Below are 19,610 nucleotides of genomic sequence, written 5' to 3' on the forward strand. Positions count from 1 at the left end.
ACATTTACAAGAAATATGAATGATATATATCATTATATTTGTAAATAAACCTTAAACATTTTAACATGCTTAATAAACTTATTACACTCACATTTGTACTATGTATTTCGGTTGCAGTAAATGCTCAAATCGAGTCCCCTGCGCCTAGCCCTTTTGCCAAATTGGAGCAAATTGTTGGATTGACAAAAGTTACTTTAGAATATTCAAGACCAGCTATGCGTGGTCGTACAATTTTTGGCGATTTGGTGCCTTATGGTAAAGTATGGAGAACTGGAGCTAATTACCGTACAAAAATTACATTTGAAGATGATGTAAGAATAGATGGCAAAGATTTAAAAGCTGGTAGTTATGGTATTTTATCTGTACCAACTGAAGATTTTTGGGACATTATTTTTTATACAGATGCCAATGGTGGCGGAGCACCTGCAGAATTAGACGAGAGTAAAGTAGCTTTAAAAGTTACTGCTAAAACACATTTATTAACCGAAGATGTTCAGTCGTTTAGTATTTGGTTTTCAAACTTAACAGAAAGTACTGCTAAGGTAAATATTGCCTGGGCTAAAACACACGTATCTTTTGATATGATTACACCAAGTGATAAACGAGCTATGGCAAGTATTAAAAATGCGATGTCTGGTCCAACAGCTGATGAATATTTTCAATCTGCAACGTATTTATATAGCAGTGGAAAAGATTTAAAACTAGCGAAAGAATGGATGGATAAAGCAATCAACATGTTTGAAACTCCTCGTTTCTGGCAATTGCGTCAGCAATCTTTAATTTACGCTGCATTAGGTGATAAAGAAGGTGCAATTGAGATCGCACAAAAATCTTTAGAAGATGCTGAAAAATCTGGTAATGCTGATTACATTAAAATGAATAAAGAATCCATTGCAGAATGGTCTAAATAATCCCAAATACACACACAATGAAAACAAAAATATTAATCGCATTTTTATTAGTGGCTACCACTAGTTTATTTGCTCAGAAAAGTCCACGTCAAGAAGCAAACGGAACAGTAAACAGTATTGTTGTAACTATTGATTACAGTTCTCCTAGAGTAAAAGGAAGAACAATTTATGGTGATTTAGTTCCATATGATAACGTTTGGAGAGCCGGCGCAGATAAAAACACTACTGTATCTTTTTCTAAAAACGTGAAAGTGAACGGTAGAGATCTTAAAGCTGGTAAATACGGTTTCTTTATTATTCCTAAAGAAAACGGAGTTTTTACAGTAATTTTTAACAAAAAGAATGATGCTTGGGGATCTTATTCGTACAATAAGTCTCAAGATGCACTAAGATTAGATTTGAAAACTAAAAACACATCTAGTAATGTTGAAAACTTAACATTTGATGTTACAGACAAAGGAATTGTTTTTGCCTGGGCTGACAAGACATTTACATTAGATATTCAATAAAAATTAGCAATCAATATTACAACCACCAATCTTTTATGGGTTGGTGGTTTTTTATTTCATATACTATGAAAAAAGTTTTATTAATTTTTAATATGTTACTAATTGTCGCAACCACTGTTTCTCAAACAAAAGAGTATCTATTCTTTTTATAGGCAACAGCCTTAGCTATTAGAATGATCTACCAGACCCCGTTAAAAAGAAAGTTTAAGATAAATAAATTAAGTTAACTACTAAAACAATTGCATACCCAAACTATGCATTCGAAGATCATTGGAATGATGGAGATGTTCAAAGACAAATTACTTCAGAAAAATACGATTATGTTATCATTCAGCAAGGACCATCTTCTCAAGCATATGAAAAAACTTCGTTGGTAGAATATGGTGTCAAATTCAAAAATCTTTGTGCAGCCAACAATACCAAATTGTGTTTTTTATGGTGTGGCCTTCACAACAATATTATCACACTTTTAATGGTGTAATTGCCAATTATAGCAACGCCGCAATAAAAAACAATGCTATTCTGATACCTGTTGGAAAAATTTGGAAAATATATTTCGAAAAGACCAATAATTTTGATTACTTCAGTTCAGAAAACTTTCACCCCTCTGTTAAAGGAAGTAATTCAGGAGCTCAAATTATAGTAAATACAATATTTAATTAATCGCGATTTAATTTTTGGAATAGCGCTGCAAATAGAATTACCAGGGCACAACCTATTAAATTCAGCCATAAGTATGCCAAATCTATAACTCCATTAAAATTCAAATAGAATAATAATAGAACCACTAACTCGCCTAAAATAGCACCAACAAATGTTGCTTTGCCTTTAATTGATTTAAAGAAAAATGCAACAGCAAATACTCCTAGAATAGTTCCGTAAAATAAAGAGCCTATAATATTTACCGCTTCAATAAGATTATCAAATAACGAAGCAAATGTGGCAAAAATTAACGCCAAAATACCCCACCCGAATGTGAACCATTTGGACATCTTTAAGTAATGTTCGTCCGTTCGATTTCGAACATAAGAACGTTTGTAAAAATCAATTAAAGAAGTTGTTGCAAGTGCATTTAACTCTGAAGCCGTAGAAGACATGGCCGCAGAAAATATTACAGCCAATAACAATCCTATTAAACCAATTGGTAGATGATCTGTTACAAATGTAATAAACACGTAATCAGAATCCTCAGATTCTAATTTTGATGTACCCTCTAAAGATACCTGATCTATAATTGCACGAGCTTCTTGTCTGTACTCTTTTTCTTTTTCCAACAAGCCGTTCATACTAACTACTGAAGCATCTGTATTTTCTCCTGCATTTTTCTTGGCAACAAAATCTAAAATTACAGTACTTTTTTCATCGGCGTTTGCCTGCATTCTATTATTCAATTCTTCATATTCCTGAGCATGAGAAGAATTCATAACTTGATCAACATTGGCTTTATTGAAGTGTAAAGGGGCATCATTAAACTGATAAAATACAAAAACCATAATACCCACAAATAATATGGCAAACTGCATAGGTACTTTGAAAATACCATTAAACAATAACCCTAATCTACTTTGAGTTAAACTTTTTCCAGACAAATAACGCTGTACCTGAGATTGATCTGTTCCGAAATAAGAAAGAAACAAAAATGTACCTCCTAATAAAGCAGACCAAACATTGTAGCGATTTGACAAGTCAAAATTAAAATCTACAACATTTAATTTATTCATATTGCCGGCAATATCAACTGCATCGCCAAATGAAACACCAGTTGGTAATTTTTGCAAAAGAATTAAAAAAGCTACAAACATTCCCGAAAGAATTACAATCATTTGTTGCTTTTGCGTTTGACTAACTGCATTTGTACCACCAGAAACGGTATAAACAATTACCAAAGTCCCGATTAATAAATTTGTGATGTTTAGGTCCCAACCAAGAATAGAAGATAAAATAATAGACGGGGCATAAATGGTTAATCCTGCGGCCAACCCTCTTTGTACTAAAAATAAAAATGCTGTTAACGACCTTGTTTTAACATCAAATCTATCTTCTAAAAACTCATAGGCTGTATATACCTTTAAGTTGTAAAACTTTGGCAACACATACACGCAGAGAATAATCATAGCGATTGGCAACCCAAAATAAAATTGCGCAAAACGCATTCCATCATCAAATGCTTGCCCTGGTGTAGACAAAAAGGTAATCGCACTTGCCTGAGTAGCCATAACCGATAAACCAATGGTATACCAAGGCAGCGTTTGCTCACCTCTTAAAAACGATTCTGTTGTAGCAACATTTCTTGTTTTCCAGATACCGTAACCTACAATAAGTATTAGAATTCCAAATAGTACAATCCAGTCTATATAATGCATTAAGCGTATTTTTTAGTGAATAATGTAAATAGGATTACCAATACAATTTGAAACAAGAGCACAAATGCATACAGTTGATTCCATGTTTTAAAAATGGGTGGTTTTTCGTTTTTCATAGCTCTTATTCTTTTCCTATTGATAAGAGATTTGTAAATAATCTGTAGGCGCCAGAAACTCCTGCAGGTAATTCTCTAAAAAAGCTCAATCCTGTGTATATATAATAACCTTCGCCATAAGGGGCAACTAATAGACTTCCTTTAGTTTCAGGTTTTCCTTTATCTTCCATTGCTAAAATAGGAGTGAATTCTTTGCTCCAATTATTTGGAAAGTATAAACCTCTTTCTTGCACCCAACCATCAAAATCTGAAGCAGTTATTTTATTTGGAAAATTTAAAACCTCGTGATCTGGTGCTAAAAAGCGCACATCAGAATTTTCATCTGTAACACGATCTCGAGATAATTGTAATTCATATGGCGCAACGTTTGAAGTTTTTAATCTATGGCTTGTATTGTATTGTACAATCATAGTTCCTCCTTGGTTGACGTATGCCATTAAAGCTTTTTGATAATACTTGATACGCTCATTCGTATTAAAAGCTCGAACCCCCATAACAATGGCATCAAACTGTTTCAAATTAGTTAAGTTGATTTGATCTTCTTCTAAAATTTGAACTTGATATCCTATTTGCATTAAACTCCCCGGAATCGCATCTCCAGCGCCCGAAATATAACCTATAAGCTCTCCTCTTTTCTCTAAATCTAAACGAACTACTTTACTTTCTGAGGGCATCACTACCGTTTGAAAAGGAATATGATCGTAATCCATTTCAACTAATGCATCACTAAACTCTTCGCCATTTACCGCAACAATTGGCTTAATAACACCCTCGCTCTTTGTTGATGAAGGTTGAATGCTAAAGGTGTATTTTTGCTCTGAACCAATTCCCTTTTGCTGCACCACATGATATGGTGGAATAGTTTTCCAATCATTAGGTACGTCTAAAGAGACCTTACCTGCAATTTCAGTAGTATTAGATCTCACTGTAACAGCAACTTCTTTTGAAGTATCATCCGCAAAAATCAGAACCTTATCACTTAAATTTGCTGTAACATCAGGTACAATTTCAAAAGGTTTATAAACTTCTCCTTTTACAGGCGAATTAAATTTATATACCACTTCTCTTCTAAAATCAAAAGTATACCCTTCTATAGTTACATTAAAATGCACCGCTAAATCTCGAGGTGTATTTGGCCCACCAATCAATTGTTGGTCTTTTACATTATACATTCCCAAGCTACCTTTCTCAGTTAACCAATAAGGAATGGTTAAATCCATATCAATTGGAATAATACCTGATAATTTATCTGTATGCTTCTTGTTAAATTCTAATGCCACTTTATTGTAGCTACTTACCTGCAAAGGTTGCATGCTTATAGTACCAAGCTCAATATTTAAATTGCTTCTGTTAATAACCTCTACTTGTAGATTAACTTCTCCACCTACAGTAGTAAATGATGTATCTGCCACCGCTTCTAAAAACAAACCAGAACAAGCAACAATAATTGACTCTATTTCTTTTGATTTTTGTAATTTCCAATGCTTATCTTCTAGGTTCTGAATTAACTTATAAGCTTTAATTAACTCTGGAACCGATTTAGAAGGATTGATGAAATCAAATTCTGCTTGAACTTTAGCTAAAATATCTCCAATAGGTTTACCGCCTTCTACTCTAGTCCATGTTGTATTTACACCTTCAAAAACATCAACTTTATTCGGAGGCATAGAGCCTTTAACCAACTCTAAATACTCCATTCTACTGCCTCTTGAACCAGTTGAGCCAAAACCTTGCGTTTTATGCATACTTCTACTCAAACTAGAAATTTCATTATTAGACAAACCGTACGCAGGATAATATACTCCCAACTCTAACGATATTAAATTAGTTTTGTCCGCCTTTTCAAAATTTTCTTGACTGCCATAAAACCACCAAGAAGTATTAAAAAATTCACGTTCAGGTTGCCAAATATCTACATATTGCAATTGATCTGGATAAGCATTTGAATCTCCTGCCAAGTCAAAAGCTAAAGCACTTAATATTGCTGAAGCCGTATGATGTCCGTGAGTTGTACCATAACTTTCTTTTTTATGATTAAACCTATTTACGATAACATCTGGCTTGAAGTTTCTAATAGCCCAAACAACATCTCCTAAAACTTCATCTTTGTTCCAAATAGATAATGTTTCTTCTGGATATTTAGAATACCCAAAATCTTTTGCTCGAGTAAACATTTGTTCTCCGCCATCAATAGATCTTGCGCCAAGTAATTCTTGAGTTCGTACAACACCCAATAATTCTCTTATTTCAGGACCAATAAGGTTTTGACCTCCACCTCCTCGAGTCAGAGCTAAATAAGCCGTCCTTGCCTTCATTTCGTTCGCAAAGAAAGATATCATTGTAGTGTTCTCATCATCAGGATGAGCTGCTACATATAATACAGAACCTAAAAAATTGAGTTTTTTTATTGCCTCATGAATTTCTGAGGCAGATGGTTTTTGAGGCGATTGAGCTAGTAAATTAATAGATAAAAATACAGCCCAAAACAGCAATAGCTTTTGCTTCATGTAATGCAAGTTTAGATTGTAACAAATCTATTGATTATTAATTAAAATCAAATTTCACCAGTTCGAACCTTAACAATTATTTATGATTTTGGAATAATACTTGATAGATAAAACGCAATAAATAATCAACTATGAAGTATTTCAAACTTGCCTTGATTTTACTAACACTCTCAATTAACATAAGTTGTGATGAGATTATTGGAACAGCCGTAGAAAATATCATTGAGAATAATATAGATGATCCGAACTTAGATACTTACTTAGAAGTTGAAAATAACAGCCTTTACACTATAGAAAGACTAGAATTTACCTTTGGATATAATGAACACGCGGTCATTCAAGAACTTTATCCATCTGATACTACGGAGCCAATAAATTTCTATCAAATTACCACCAAACCGTATGTTCGATTTTTTATTAACAATGTAGAATACAAACAAGATCTAAACAGCAATTCACAATTACTTTCAGAAGGTAATTTTATAATGAAAATCAATATAATTTCTACACAAGAACGTCTCTTTACCTATCAAATAATCCCTGATTCTAACTGACAATATTTGTTTATAAGTTCTTTTCTAATTCACAGTATTTTAGAATATATTTGTATTCTTATAAAAAAGCATACACATGAAATTTATTGTATCGAGCTCGCAACTTTTAAAGCAATTACAAGTGCTTGGGGGTGTTATTAACAATAACAATACATTACCTATTTTAGATAATTTCTTATTTGAATTAGATACTAACCAATTAAAAATTACAGCGTCTGATTTAGAGACAACTATGAGTACAACTTTAGAAGTAGAATCTGATTCTAAAGGTGCCATAGCTGTGTCAGCCAGATTGTTATTAGACACTTTAAAGACGTTTCCAGATCAACCGTTAACTTTTAAAACGGAAGATAACAATACAATAGAAATTAGCTCGAGTCAGGGTAAATATGATATGGCTTATTTTAACGGCGATGAATTTCCAAAAGCTGTTGATTTAGCTTCTCCAAGTAAGACTGTTGTAAATGGTGCCATTTTGGCTACAGCTGTTTCAAAAACTTTATTTGCAGCAGGCAATGATGATTTGAGACCTGTAATGAGTGGTGTATTCTTTCAATTTAGTCCAGAGAGTTTAACTTTTGTTGCTACAGATGCACACAAACTTGTTAAATATGAAAGAACAGATGTAAGTGCAGATGAGTCAGCAGAGTTCATTATGCCGAAAAAACCTTTAAATCTTTTAAAAGGTATTTTAGGAGGTAGCGATAGCGATGTTGCTATTGAATACAACGATTCGAATGCCAAATTTCAATTTGACAATGTTGTATTAGAGTGTCGTTTAATTGATGGTAAATATCCAAACTACGAAGCGGTAATTCCAAAAGAAAATCCAAATAAATTAACAGTAAATAGAGCTGCATTTTTAAATTCTACCAAGCGTGTTTCTATTTTCTCAAGCAAGACTACACATCAAATTAGATTAAAAATGGCAGGTACTGAATTAAATATTTCTGCTGAAGATATTGACTATTCAAACAAAGCGGATGAACGCTTAAATTGTGAGTACCAAGGTGATGATATGCAAATTGGTTTTAACTCGCGATTTTTAACTGAAATGTTGAGTAATCTTAATTCTGAGGATGTTTTAATAGAAATGTCTTTACCTAATAGAGCAGGTATTTTAACACCAGCTGATGGTGTAGAAGAAGGCGAGGCTGTTACAATGCTTGTTATGCCTGTAATGCTGAACAACTAATTCTCTGCTTAAAACAGCATGTATAAAACCGCAACAATTGTTGCGGTTTTTTTTATCTTCACAAAATGAATTTTTTGGCTCATCTTTATTTATCACCCAACGACGAGTATGTGCGCTTGGGTAATTTTTTTGCCGATGCCGTTAAGGGAAAGAACTATTTAAATTATCCTGAAAAAATTCAAAAAGGCATATTACTGCATCGTGCAATTGATCATTTTACAGATACACATAAAATTCACAAACAATCAAAACAGCGTTTAAACAGGAGGTACGGCCATTACAAAAGCGTAATAATTGATTTGTTTTACGATCATTTCTTAGCCAAAAACTGGAGCACTTATGCTACCATTGATTTAAAGGTTTTTTCTGAGTCATTTTATAAATACATGCATCAACATTATGACTTGTTACCTGAACAAACAAAATATATGTTACCATATATCGAAAAGTTTAATTGGCTCTATAACTACCAATATTTCGAAGGGATGCAAGAAGTATTAAACGGAATGAATAGGCGCACTAAAAACAAATCGAATATGCATTTAGCATTAGAAGATTTAAAAAAAAAATACACAGAATTTGAATCAGATTTCACTGTATTTTTTGAAGAATTGATTCACTTTTCTGAAAATACATACCGTAACTTATGAAGATTAAATTACTAATTATCACACTTTTATTTAGTATATCTAGTATGGCTCAAAAAGGAGTAACTGCCACAAATGGAATGGTGGTAAGTGCCAGAAAAGAAGCTTCTGAAATTGGTGTTACCATAATGAAAAAAGGAGGGAATGCATTTGACGCTATGGTAGCTACAGAACTTGCTTTAGCTGTTTCATACCCTGTTGCAGGAAATATAGGGGGAGGCGGTTTTATGGTATTTAGATTAAAAGATGGAACCACTGGAGCTTTGGATTATAGAGAGAAAGCTCCAAAAGCGGCACATAGAGACATGTATTTAGATACAGATGGAAATGTAATAAAAAATCAAAGTCGCACCGGCGTATTGGCAGTTGGTGTTCCTGGTACCATTTCAGGACTATTTGAAGTTCATAAAAAGTTTGGTTCACTGCCCATGGAGGAACTCATTCAACCTGCCATTGATTTGGCTAATAAAGGAGTTGTAGTAACAGATTATCAAGAAGGTCGAATAGCTAACTTTAATAAAAGAATCATATTGGTAAATGAGAAAGAAGTACCTGTTACTGCAAATTTTAAAAAGGGAGATAGTATAAAATACAAAGCACTTGCTAAAACACTGAAACGCATTAGAGATAATGGAAAAGATGAGTTTTATAAAGGAGAAACCGCAATACGTTTGGTAGAACACATTCAGCGAAATGGCGGAATATTGAACATGCAAGATTTGGCTGAATATAGAGCATTATGGAGAAAGCCGGTATCTTTTAATTACAAAGAATATACTGTAACTTCAATGACACTTCCTTCTAGTGGTGGAATCTGTTTAGCACAATTATTGAATTCTGTAGAGCCTTATAATCTGAAAGAATTGAAACACAATTCTTCAAAGTACATCCAATTACTCACCGAGGCCGAGAGACGCAGTTATGCAGATCGAGCTTATTTTTTAGGAGATTCTGATTTCGTAGAAGTACCAATCGACACATTAATCTCTAAAGAATACACTAAAAAAAGAATGTCTAATTTTAATTGGCTTCAAGCAACTCCTTCCAAAGAAATCGCACATGGAAAAGTGATTGGGTTCGAAAGCGAAGAAACTACCCACTACTCTATTGTGGATCCCTTTGGAAATGCAGTTTCTGTAACAACCACATTAAATAGTGCTTATGGCTCAAAAGTTTACATCGATGAGTTAGGATTCTTTTTAAACAATCAGATGGATGATTTTAGCGTAAAACCAGGTACCCCAAATGTATATGGTCTTGTTGGAGCTGAAGCGAATGCAATTGCTCCAGAGAAGCGTATGTTAAGCTCCATGACGCCAACAATAGTTTCAAAGAACGATGATTTAAAAATGGTGGTTGGCACCCCAGGAGGCTCTACAATTATCACCTCTGTATTTCAAACTATTTTAAATGTTTTAGAATTTGATATGGATATGCAAGAAGCTGTTTCTAAATCTAGATTTCATCATCAATGGTTGCCAGACACCATAAGAATGGAACCCAATGGATTTAGTGAAGAAATAATAACAAGGCTAGAAAAAATAGGATACCTAATCGATGAGTCAAATTTTGTTATCATAGGAAAAGTAGATGCAATATTGGTTGATGCTAAAGGGAATTTTGAAGCTGGTGCAGATCCGAGAGGTGATGACGCTGCTGTTGGATTTTAATTTGAACTAATAAAAGTTATATTTACGCTATGAATTCAAACATGATATCAAAAGGCATTCTTAAAGCCATAGGTACTTTAGTGGCAATTAGTGCATTTTTATACTTTCTTTATAAAATTCAAACTGTAATTGTTTATGTCGTGATTGCTGGAGTGATTTCATTAATAGCTAGGCCAATTGTTAGATTTTTACAGAAAAAACTCAAATTACCAAATACTATAGCTGTAGTTGTAACAATTGGTTTGTTCACTGGATTTATTTTTGGATTAATTCGATTGTTTATACCTCTAATAACACAACAAAGCAAAAATCTATCATTATTAAATTTTGATAATTTGAGAGCTAATTATGTTCATTTAATGGATCAACTAAGTCAACATTATTTGCAGCAGCGATTTGACTTGGTTGAGCAATTAAAGAATTTTGATTTAATGTCTGGATTTAGTGAAATACCTATGGTGTTAAATACAGTTGTAGGAGCGGTAGGCTCCATCAGCATTGGATTGTTTTCCGTTTTATTTATTGCTTTTTTCTTGATGAAGGATAGTAAATTATTGCATAACGTAATTCTAGCCTTGGTTTCGGATCGCAGCGAGAGGAAAGTAACAAAATCTTTAAATACTATTAAGGACCTTTTATCGCGTTATTTTATCGGATTGGTATTTCAAATCAGTATTTTATTTGTATTGTATTCAATTACACTAGGTATCTTTCGAGTTGAAAATGCCATAGTCATAGCATTTTTATGTGCTCTACTAAATTTAATTCCATACTTAGGACCACTCATTGGAGGTGTTTTAATGCTCTTTCTAACAATGACAAGTAATATTGGACAAGACTTTCAAACAGTGATTTTACCAACGACCATATACGTATTAATTGGTTATATAATTGCCCAACTAGTAGATAATTTCTTTAGTCAACCATTCATATTTTCTAAAAGTGTTAAATCACATCCTTTAGAAATATTTTTAGTGATTATTATAGGTGGACTTCTATTCGGTGTGATTGGAATGGTTGTAGCGGTTCCAAGTTACACTGCTATAAAAGTAATTTTAAAAGAATTTTTATCCGAAAACAAAATTGTTAAATCTTTGACTAAAGATTTATAGAGTTTATGATGAATAAAGCATTGCTAGAAAATAGAGTTCAAGACTTTATCAATGCAAATATTAATTGCGATATCACTAGACTATTATTTAAGGGCTCCCCATTTCCTGAAATAGATATTAAAGATATTGTTGAGCAAATTGAAGCAAAAAAGAAATGTCAAAAAAAATTACCTACATGGTTTAGTTCAGAGAAAATATATTTTCCAAATAAACTTAACATAGAACAATCCTCTTCAGAAATTACTGCGAGATATAAAGCATCTTTAATTAAAGGAAGTAAAATAATTGATATCACAGGTGGTTTTGGAGTAGATTGCTTTTATTTCAGTAGTACTTTTGAGCATGTTACGCACTGTGAAATAAACGAACACTTAAGTAACCTTGCTTCTTATAATTTAGCACAATTAAACAAGGAAAATATCAAATGCTTTGTACTTGATGGATTGGAATATTTAAACAATTCCAACGATATATACGATTGTATTTACGCTGATCCATCCAGAAGAAGTGATGTTAAGGGTAGAGTTTTTCTTTTAGAAGATTGTGTGCCCAACATACCAGATACATTAAATCAGTTATTAAAAAAGTCGAATAATATTCTATTGAAGATCTCTCCGTTAATGGATATAACGAGTGTTATTTCAGAATTAAATTATGTTAAAGAAATTCATGTAGTTGCGGTGAATAACGAAGTTAAAGAACTCCTAATCGTTATTGAAAATAATTGGAATAAACCTATAAAAATTAAAACAATTAATTGGTCTAAATCCTTAATTCAAAAATTTGAATTTATTAATGGAGAATATGTTGAGGTAACTTATACCGCTCCATTAAAATATTTATACGAACCAAATGCAGCCATTCTAAAATCTGGTGGATTTAATCAAGTTTCAACACAGCTATCCCTTAAAAAACTGCATAAGCATTCGCATCTGTATACATCCGATGATTTAATTGATTTTCCAGGAAGACGATTTGAAATTATTGATTTTTATAAATACAATAAAAAGAAGATTAAAAAACAAATCAATTCAAACAAAGCAAACATTACAATACGCAATTTCCCTGAAACAGTTGAGCAAATCAGAAAAAAAACTGATTTAAAAGAAGGGGGTGAAATCTATCTATTTTTCACTACAAACTCAAAAAATGAAAAAGTTTTTATTAACTGCAAAAAACTCTAGCAAATTTATTTTTTTTACATACATCATATTTGAAAAAATGTTACATTTGAAATAATCAAAGTCCCCGCATTTCTTTTACCTTTTTTAAAGTATGCCAAGAATTGATTAGATGAAATATTGATAATTTTCATCAAAAAATAATCCTAAAAAGGATAATTAGCGTAGTTTTTAAATCTAAATTGTAAAGATTTTGAAAAATTTTTCTAGTAAGCAGATTCATATAATTCCTAGTAATAGTAACTAGCACAGCTACTTTTCTCATTTAATAGTATAGCAACTACATAAATACTATGTTAGATTTTTTTGCATTATTGCTAAGCGCTTGATATATTTGATTCTTACTTTAATTAATAAAATCTCACTAAAATGAAAAAAGTAAAATTAGTTTTCGGATTGCTAATGCTTGCTGTTTTTTCATTATCTTTCGCTTTGAATGCAAATTCAGTAAAGGAGAATGACAAAGAAGAACAAGCCATTGAAAAAGCAAGGTACAAAATACCTAGGAACGGGTAGTTTGATAATAGCATTTATGCTATTTATTCCTTACGCTTTCTACTTATACAGATCATTTCCTGATACTGATTCTTACGAAACAATATTCGGAACTTTTGAAAGTAATTATTATGAAAGCGTAAGGTACTTTATACACAGTTTCTTTTCAAAACTTATTCCACTTACATTATTATTAGTTTGGTTTACTACTTGTAAACATTGGTGGTATCATTCTATTGCTATTCCAATTTCAGTTTATATTTTTCAGTTAATATCTGTTATAAATGATGATATGGAATTTAACGATGAAGTTGAATTCATTTATTCGCTTCCATTTACAATCGTTATTCTTACAATTCTTTACTTTATAAGAAGTAGAATAAGTCTTTATCTAAAAGCCGTCGATTTAAAAGAGCAAGTAGATATTAAAGTTGATGAAAAACAATTACATACGGGAGAAGAATAATATATAACTCAAAAAAATATAGAACCTAACTACAACTAGTTAGGTTTTTTTATGCAACAAAAAAGCCTTACTAGAAATAGTAAGGCTTTTTGTGATCGCGATAGGATTCGAACCTATGACCGTCTGCTTAGAAGGCAGATGCTCTATCCAGCTGAGCTACGCGACCATTTTAAATTATTGTCGGGGTGGCAGGATTCGAACCTGCGACCTCCGCGTCCCAAACGCGGCGCGATAACCGGGCTACGCTACACCCCGAAAATGCGGAGAGAATGGGACTCGAACCCATGCGACAGTTACCCGCCGACAGATTAGCAATCTGCTCCGTTACCACTCCGGCACCTCTCCTAATAATTTAAATTGCAATGAACTTATTTTTGCGAGTGCAAATGTAATACTCCAAACACAATATCACAACCTTTTTTTAAAGTAATTTCAAATTTATTTAACCATTTTATTCAGGATATTCTACTCTAAGATGATTGATGTTCTTCAATTTCTTTTTTAAAACTTTCTTAACCAGCTCAATATCTCTAAAGGTAATATTTGCATTCATATATTGACTCCCTTCCAATTGAGTATCAATAATTTTATCAATTAATTCGTCTATCGATTGAGCAGTTGGGCTTCTTAAACTCTTGGAAGCAGCTTCTGCAGCGTCACACATCATTAATATGGCTGTTTCTTTGGAAAATGGAATTGGACCAGGATATTGAAATTTTTCGACAGATACACTATCTGGATTTGCTTCCATAGCTTTTGAATAAAAGTAATATACGAGAGATGTACCATGGTGCGTTCTTATAAAATCAATTATCCTATCCGGCAACCTGTATTTTTTTGCCAATTCAATTCCCCCAATTATATGACCTATAATCATTCTGGCACTATCCTCAGGAGGCAATTCATCATGTGGATTAACATTTGTACTTTGATTTTCTGTAAAATACAATGGGTTATTTATCTTACCTATATCATGATACAAAGCTCCAGTTCTTACCAACATAGCATTAGCGCCAATTTCGTTAGCTGCAGCTTCTGCCAAATTTGCCACTTGCATGGAGTGTTGGAACGTTCCAGGTGCTTTCTCTGCCAAAAGTCTTAGCAATGCAGAATTGGTATTCGAAAGCTCCAATAAAGAAACATCTGAGACCAATCCAAAAGATTTTTCTATCAAAAAAATCAGTAATGTTGACAAGAAAGCTAGAATTCCATTAAAAGCAAATAATCCAAAATAGTATTCATTCAGTTCAAGTATATGACCTTCTTTAATAATTGTAAAAGCCACATAGGCTACCATGTAAATCAACGTAATCTGAGCTATTGAAATAAATAAATTTACACGCTTGTAAAGTTCAGAAACTGTAAGAATAGTAACCATACCAGCTATTATATGCAAAAATATAAACTCAAAACTATTGGGCACTACAAATCCTAGAAGTAGCACGGTAAGAACATGAACAAACAACCCTAATCTTGCATCAAAAAACGCTTTCAAAATTATAGGCAGTGCACAAAGAGGAACAGCATAAACATATTTAGCATCAAATCTCTTGATTATGATTGTCACTAACAAAACCATAAACAAAATCATCATAAATATGAGTAATGTCTTGTTATTACTATCATAAATTTCTGGGCGGTATTTTCTTAAAAATAATAGGACCATTATAAGAGCCAAAGCAACTAATATTGTGTATCCTAAAACAACCCAATTGTAATTGGATTCACTCCATACCTGAGATTCTAATTCTTGTTTTATCGAGTTTAAAACTGCTAATTTTTCACCCTCTACAATATCTCCTTTAGAAATAATAATTGTGTTCTCTTCAATATAACCTGTTGTTAGAGAAATTTTGTTTAAATCCTCCTCTAATGCCTTATTAGTGAATTCTGCATCATAACTAATATTCGGACTTACTATGCGTGAAAGAGTGTTTAATAAAACTGCACGCGAACTCACATCTTTAACTTCCTCTAGTTCAGTATTTATAAAAGGTAATAATTGATTAGATCTAATTATATTAAGATGATTCTTATTTTCTACCTCAACCCCAGTTCTAATAGCAACAATTGCTTTTTCAGGCGAAAGCTCTTGAGAACTTACAGCATCTATAAATCCAATTTTATAAATACTGTCAATAATCCTTCTTGCCAATATAGAATCAACTTTAATAATCGTCTCACTTAAACTTTCATTCAATTGATTAAGAACATCAGCTTTTACTTGACTGTCCTTAACCAAATAAACAAGAGATTCGGCTTCAATTTCCTCTCGCTCTTTGGCAAGTTCATTTTTAGTCTTTTGAATTGCAAAACTAAATGGTGCATAGAAATTCTCATATTGCCAGGGTTTTCCTTTTACATAATCATATTTAAATTTTCCACCTTTAGGAAACATAAAAACAATTAAAACAACTGACAAAACATATAATATGACCTTATAGATTAAGGAATGATTCTGAAGTAGTTGGTTTAAGATTTTCTTCATAGTTCAAATGTAAAAAATAACCCTGACTTATTAATGTAGATAGACCAGTACTTTAAACTAATATTTTACTTTAAAATGATTAAATTCGCATGGTAAAAATTTGAAAGAAAATATGAAAAAAGAGATTGTAATTGTATCAATGGCTAGAACTCCGATTGGAAGCTTTTTAGGGAGTCTAGCAAAGATACCAGCTCCAAAATTAGGGGCTATAGCTATTAAAGGAGCTCTCGATAAAATCGGTTTATCTGCTGATAAAGTGGATGAGGTTTATATGGGTAACGTTGTATCAGCCGGATTAGGTCAAGCGCCAGCAAGACAAGCGGCAATTTTTGCTGGCATTCCAGATACTGTGCCTTGTACGACCATAAATAAAGTTTGTTCCTCTGGTATGAAATCTGTAATGTTAGCAGCACAAGCAATTCAATGCGATGATGCGGAAATTGTAGTTGCTGGAGGTATGGAGAATATGAGTAGTATCCCACATTACGTTGAAGGCAGAAATGGTGTTAAATTAGGTGATATTAAACTTAAAGACGGATTACTTGTTGATGGGTTAACTGATGTTTACGACCAGCAGCATATGGGGAATTGTGGCGATTTATGTGCAATTGAACATAATTTTAGTAGAGAAGATCAGGATCAATTTGCAATTACTTCTTATAAAAGAAGTGCAGAAGCTTGGGCAAATAATAAGTTTAAGGATGAAGTAGTACCTGTTTCTATATCACAGAGAAGAGGTGATGATATTATATTTGATCAAGACGAAGAATTCAAGAATGTGAAATTCGATAAAATTTCAAGTTTGAGACCTGTGTTTTCTCAAGATGGTACTGTAACAGCTGCAAACGCTTCAACATTAAATGATGGTGCTGCTGCATTTGTATTAATGAGTGCTGATAAAGCTGCAGAAATAGGACTAAAACCTTTAGCAAGAATAAAATCTTATGCAGATGCTGCTCAAGAGCCAAAATGGTTTACTACGGCACCCGCAAAAGCATTACCGAAAGCACTAGATAAGGCGGGTATTAACATTGAAGATGTTGATTACTTTGAGTTAAATGAAGCATTTAGCGTTGTTGGACTTGCAAATATTAAGTTACTCGGTTTAAATGCTGAAAAAGTTAATGTAAATGGAGGTGCTGTTTCTCTTGGTCATCCTTTAGGCATGTCTGGTGCTAGAATTATTATGGCCTTGATTTCTGTTTTAAAACAAAATAACGGTGCCACAGGAGCTGCTGGTATATGTAATGGCGGTGGTGGTGCTAGTGCTATTGTTATTGAAAATATTTAACCCTATTAAGAATTAAATTTCATGCTATACGGAATTTGTAATTTGAGCATAGTATCTCTAAGATTTGAACCTTCAGATAAGAGTGAACTTGTATCCCAAGTATTATTTGGAGAGCATTTTAAAGTTTTAGAAAAACGCTCAAAATGGAGTAAAATTCGTTTAGCATTTGACAAATATGAAGGTTGGATAGATAACAAACAATATCTAGAATGTTCAGAGGAACAGTATAAAACTCAAGATCAACAGAATATTTTTCTTTCTGGAGAATTAATTGATTTTATTTCTGATGAAGAACAAAATTTAACTCCTATAAGTTTAGGGTCTCAATTACCCGGTTATTCTAAAAATCAATTTAATATTGCAGATATAACATTTAAGTATGATGGAGGTGTTATTATTGGTTCAAAAAGTAGAAATGAATTAATTAATACTGCTTTTATGTACCTAAATGCTCCGTATTTATGGGGAGGCAAAACTCCGTTTGGTATTGATTGTTCGGGCTTTACGCAAATGGTTTACAAATTATGTGGATATCATCTTTTACGCGATGCTAGTCAACAAGCTACTCAAGGAGAAGTATTAAGTTTTATTGAGGAGAGTGAACCTGGAGATTTAGCTTTTTTTGATAATAACGAAGGTGCCATAGTACATGTTGGAATTATTATGAGAGATAATTATATAATTCATGCGCATGGTAAAGTAAGAATAGATCGATTAGATCACAGCGGTATTTACAATGTAGATACTCGAAGACATTCTCATAAACTTAGAGTAATTAAGAAAATTATTTAATTAAAAAAGCCTGCAAATTGCAGGCTTTTTTTAATTTTCTAAAAGACAAATATAATTATTCAACTTTTTTATCCATTTCTAGATTTTCATAAAGCGCATTCAACTGATTCTTTACAGTATCGTCAGGACTCAATTCATAAGATTTTTCTAGATAAGGTAAAGCCTCTCTTAATATCGGCAAATACTTTTCTACTTTAATTTGGTCATATTTTTTAAAGTTTGCTGCGTTTGCATCCATTTCGTCACTAACCGCTTTAACTTTCTTTAATATAATATTCGCAATTGCATTGTAGCTTTCGCCCTTTTCAGGTTCTAGCTCAGCAGATCTTTTAAGACTTGCTATTGCCGCAGCATCATCACCTAACTCATTATTCATAATACCGATATTATAATGTAATTGTGCATTATTTGGATCAAGCTTAATTGCTTCTTCTAAAAGCGACTTAAACTTCTCTTTATTACCCATTCTAAAATACGTGTTAGCTTCTTGTATAATTAAGTTAAAATCATCTGGATTCGCTTTTCGAGCTTCTTGTAAAAATTCTAAGGCCTTTTCATTATTATCTAAACCAGCATAGTTTAAACCAATTGATTTGATAATCGTAATTCTTTTATTTTCAGAAACTTTAACCTCTGGGTTTTCAGCTAAACCTAATTTAACTTCTTTATTCATAGCAGATTTAGAAGCATATGCCTTTAATTCTCCACTTACCTTACTTGTAGCGATATACTGCGTTGCAACGCCCGTATAACCCAAGTCCAAGAGCTCCATAAAAACTTTATTAGATTTTTCATATTCTTTAGCCATTTGATAGATTAAAGCAGTATTGTAATAATAAGAAGTATCAGCAGGGCTTAATAAATAAACTTGCTTATAACTCTCTGCAGCCTTTTTTAATTTCACTGGATCATTATTACTTGCAGTTGCTTCTTGATAATTTTTTTGAGCTTTACTATCAGCCTCATTTATAAGTTTTGTTAAAACCTCAGCAGCTGCTTTAGTGTATGTTGAACTACCCGATTTACTTTCAATAGACAATAACTTATTGAAAGCCTTAGCTACTTCATTTACATTCCCAGGCTTTGTACCATTTGCGTAAAGAGCTGTACCCTTCAAATAATAATACTTAGCTTGAGATTTAGCATCTGCATTTGCTATTAAAGATTCTGCTTGTTGTAAAGCCGTTAAAGCAGCTCCAAAATCTTTTTTCTTTAAAGCCTTTTCTGCCGTCTTTAGCTCATTCTTTTGCCCAAACGCAACAGCTCCCACCATTACTAAGGCAATTAACATTAAAAATTGTTTTCTAAACATT

At 32.6% G+C, this 19,610-nt stretch carries 16 protein-coding genes and 3 tRNA genes; 12 read left to right on the forward strand and 7 right to left on the reverse strand.

All coding sequences use genetic code 11. The annotated features are described in order from the left end of the window. Window positions 1-65: 65 nt before the first annotated feature. The 3 genes from ACYQ5R_RS00095 to ACYQ5R_RS00105 all read left to right on the forward strand — a co-directional run bounded on the left by ACYQ5R_RS00095 (window position 66) and on the right by ACYQ5R_RS00105 (window position 2,083). The gene (locus ACYQ5R_RS00095; RefSeq protein WP_460188867.1) at window positions 66-911 is read left to right on the forward strand and encodes a DUF2911 domain-containing protein; all 846 of its coding nucleotides are present in this window, start codon (window positions 66-68) and stop codon (window positions 909-911) included. Window positions 912-928: 17 nt separating this feature from the next. After that, complete coding sequence (locus tag ACYQ5R_RS00100; protein ID WP_460188868.1) at window positions 929-1,420, forward strand: DUF2911 domain-containing protein; 492 nt, start codon at window positions 929-931, stop codon at window positions 1,418-1,420. A 435-nt stretch (window positions 1,421-1,855) separates the two neighbouring features. Beyond that, the gene (locus ACYQ5R_RS00105) at window positions 1,856-2,083 is read left to right on the forward strand and encodes a hypothetical protein (RefSeq protein WP_460188869.1); all 228 of its coding nucleotides are present in this window, start codon (window positions 1,856-1,858) and stop codon (window positions 2,081-2,083) included. Here the strand turns inward: ACYQ5R_RS00105 and ACYQ5R_RS00110 are convergent. Beyond that, on the reverse strand, window positions 2,080-3,783 hold the full coding sequence (locus ACYQ5R_RS00110; protein ID WP_460188870.1) for a sodium:solute symporter family protein: 1,704 nt from the start codon (window positions 3,781-3,783) through the stop codon (window positions 2,080-2,082). The two genes, ACYQ5R_RS00105 and ACYQ5R_RS00110, sit on opposite strands and share 4 nt — an antisense overlap. A gap of 121 nt (window positions 3,784-3,904) precedes the next feature. After that, entirely contained in the window at window positions 3,905-6,406 is a 2,502-nt protein-coding gene (locus tag ACYQ5R_RS00115; RefSeq protein ID WP_460188871.1) for a PIG-L family deacetylase, read from the reverse strand. Window positions 6,407-6,537: 131 nt separating this feature from the next. On the opposite strand from ACYQ5R_RS00115, the gene ACYQ5R_RS00120 reads away from it, so the two are divergent. The 7 genes from ACYQ5R_RS00120 to ACYQ5R_RS00150 all read left to right on the forward strand — a co-directional run bounded on the left by ACYQ5R_RS00120 (window position 6,538) and on the right by ACYQ5R_RS00150 (window position 13,726). Beyond that, complete coding sequence (locus ACYQ5R_RS00120; protein ID WP_460188872.1) at window positions 6,538-6,960, forward strand: hypothetical protein; 423 nt, start codon at window positions 6,538-6,540, stop codon at window positions 6,958-6,960. A gap of 76 nt (window positions 6,961-7,036) precedes the next feature. Then, entirely contained in the window at window positions 7,037-8,155 is a 1,119-nt protein-coding gene (gene dnaN / locus ACYQ5R_RS00125) for a DNA polymerase III subunit beta (protein ID WP_460188873.1), read from the forward strand. A 65-nt stretch (window positions 8,156-8,220) separates the two neighbouring features. Continuing rightward, a complete protein-coding gene (locus tag ACYQ5R_RS00130; protein WP_460188874.1) occupies window positions 8,221-8,805 on the forward strand; it encodes an acyl carrier protein phosphodiesterase in 585 nt (194 codons plus the stop codon). After that, the gene (gene ggt / locus ACYQ5R_RS00135; RefSeq protein ID WP_460188875.1) at window positions 8,802-10,472 is read left to right on the forward strand and encodes a gamma-glutamyltransferase; all 1,671 of its coding nucleotides are present in this window, start codon (window positions 8,802-8,804) and stop codon (window positions 10,470-10,472) included. Before ACYQ5R_RS00130 ends, ggt begins: the two co-directional genes overlap by 4 nt. A gap of 29 nt (window positions 10,473-10,501) precedes the next feature. After that, entirely contained in the window at window positions 10,502-11,584 is a 1,083-nt protein-coding gene (locus ACYQ5R_RS00140) for an AI-2E family transporter (RefSeq protein ID WP_460188876.1), read from the forward strand. A gap of 5 nt (window positions 11,585-11,589) precedes the next feature. After that, the gene (locus ACYQ5R_RS00145) at window positions 11,590-12,768 is read left to right on the forward strand and encodes a class I SAM-dependent methyltransferase (protein WP_460188877.1); all 1,179 of its coding nucleotides are present in this window, start codon (window positions 11,590-11,592) and stop codon (window positions 12,766-12,768) included. A gap of 454 nt (window positions 12,769-13,222) precedes the next feature. After that, the gene (locus ACYQ5R_RS00150) at window positions 13,223-13,726 is read left to right on the forward strand and encodes a hypothetical protein (RefSeq protein WP_460188878.1); all 504 of its coding nucleotides are present in this window, start codon (window positions 13,223-13,225) and stop codon (window positions 13,724-13,726) included. A 92-nt stretch (window positions 13,727-13,818) separates the two neighbouring features. On the opposite strand, the gene ACYQ5R_RS00155 is transcribed toward ACYQ5R_RS00150, so the two are convergent. From ACYQ5R_RS00155 to ACYQ5R_RS00170, 4 genes are all read right to left on the reverse strand, one after another. Then, window positions 13,819-13,892, reverse strand: a tRNA-Arg gene (locus ACYQ5R_RS00155). A 14-nt stretch (window positions 13,893-13,906) separates the two neighbouring features. Further along, window positions 13,907-13,981, reverse strand: a tRNA-Pro gene (locus ACYQ5R_RS00160). Window positions 13,982-13,987: 6 nt separating this feature from the next. After that, window positions 13,988-14,071: transfer RNA gene (locus ACYQ5R_RS00165), tRNA-Ser, on the reverse strand. Window positions 14,072-14,177: 106 nt separating this feature from the next. Next, the gene (locus tag ACYQ5R_RS00170) at window positions 14,178-16,214 is read right to left on the reverse strand and encodes an HD family phosphohydrolase (protein ID WP_460188879.1); all 2,037 of its coding nucleotides are present in this window, start codon (window positions 16,212-16,214) and stop codon (window positions 14,178-14,180) included. A gap of 112 nt (window positions 16,215-16,326) precedes the next feature. Between ACYQ5R_RS00170 and ACYQ5R_RS00175 the strand changes: the two genes are divergently transcribed. Both ACYQ5R_RS00175 and ACYQ5R_RS00180 read left to right on the forward strand, forming a co-directional pair. Beyond that, entirely contained in the window at window positions 16,327-17,505 is a 1,179-nt protein-coding gene (locus tag ACYQ5R_RS00175; RefSeq protein ID WP_460188880.1) for an acetyl-CoA C-acyltransferase, read from the forward strand. Between the two features lie 21 nt (window positions 17,506-17,526). After that, complete coding sequence (locus tag ACYQ5R_RS00180) at window positions 17,527-18,297, forward strand: C40 family peptidase (RefSeq protein WP_460188881.1); 771 nt, start codon at window positions 17,527-17,529, stop codon at window positions 18,295-18,297. A gap of 55 nt (window positions 18,298-18,352) precedes the next feature. Here the strand turns inward: ACYQ5R_RS00180 and ACYQ5R_RS00185 are convergent, their stop codons facing one another. Continuing rightward, complete coding sequence (locus tag ACYQ5R_RS00185) at window positions 18,353-19,609, reverse strand: tetratricopeptide repeat protein (RefSeq protein ID WP_460188882.1); 1,257 nt, start codon at window positions 19,607-19,609, stop codon at window positions 18,353-18,355. Between the last annotated feature and the right edge of the window lies 1 nt (window position 19,610).

This window comes from Urechidicola sp. KH5, assembly GCF_054661455.1.

Bases quoted from the DNA above. Each gene is read 5' to 3' on its own strand.
- ACYQ5R_RS00175 (WP_460188880.1), top strand. From the start codon at position 16,327: ATGAAAAAAGAGATTGTAATTGTATCAATGGCTAGAACTCCGATTGGA.
- ggt (WP_460188875.1), top strand. From the start codon at position 8,802: ATGAAGATTAAATTACTAATTATCACACTTTTATTTAGTATATCTAGT.
- ACYQ5R_RS00170 (WP_460188879.1), bottom strand. From the start codon at position 16,214: ATGAAGAAAATCTTAAACCAACTACTTCAGAATCATTCCTTAATCTAT.
- ACYQ5R_RS00180 (WP_460188881.1), top strand. From the start codon at position 17,527: ATGCTATACGGAATTTGTAATTTGAGCATAGTATCTCTAAGATTTGAA.
- ACYQ5R_RS00140 (WP_460188876.1), top strand. From the start codon at position 10,502: ATGAATTCAAACATGATATCAAAAGGCATTCTTAAAGCCATAGGTACT.
- ACYQ5R_RS00150 (WP_460188878.1), top strand. From the start codon at position 13,223: ATGACAAAGAAGAACAAGCCATTGAAAAAGCAAGGTACAAAATACCTA.
- ACYQ5R_RS00100 (WP_460188868.1), top strand. From the start codon at position 929: ATGAAAACAAAAATATTAATCGCATTTTTATTAGTGGCTACCACTAGT.
- ACYQ5R_RS00130 (WP_460188874.1), top strand. From the start codon at position 8,221: ATGAATTTTTTGGCTCATCTTTATTTATCACCCAACGACGAGTATGTG.
- ACYQ5R_RS00120 (WP_460188872.1), top strand. From the start codon at position 6,538: ATGAAGTATTTCAAACTTGCCTTGATTTTACTAACACTCTCAATTAAC.
- ACYQ5R_RS00115 (WP_460188871.1), bottom strand. From the start codon at position 6,406: ATGAAGCAAAAGCTATTGCTGTTTTGGGCTGTATTTTTATCTATTAAT.
- ACYQ5R_RS00095 (WP_460188867.1), top strand. From the start codon at position 66: ATGCTTAATAAACTTATTACACTCACATTTGTACTATGTATTTCGGTT.
- ACYQ5R_RS00185 (WP_460188882.1), bottom strand. From the start codon at position 19,609: ATGTTTAGAAAACAATTTTTAATGTTAATTGCCTTAGTAATGGTGGGA.
- ACYQ5R_RS00105 (WP_460188869.1), top strand. From the start codon at position 1,856: ATGGTGTGGCCTTCACAACAATATTATCACACTTTTAATGGTGTAATT.
- ACYQ5R_RS00110 (WP_460188870.1), bottom strand. From the start codon at position 3,783: ATGCATTATATAGACTGGATTGTACTATTTGGAATTCTAATACTTATT.
- ACYQ5R_RS00145 (WP_460188877.1), top strand. From the start codon at position 11,590: ATGATGAATAAAGCATTGCTAGAAAATAGAGTTCAAGACTTTATCAAT.
- dnaN (WP_460188873.1), top strand. From the start codon at position 7,037: ATGAAATTTATTGTATCGAGCTCGCAACTTTTAAAGCAATTACAAGTG.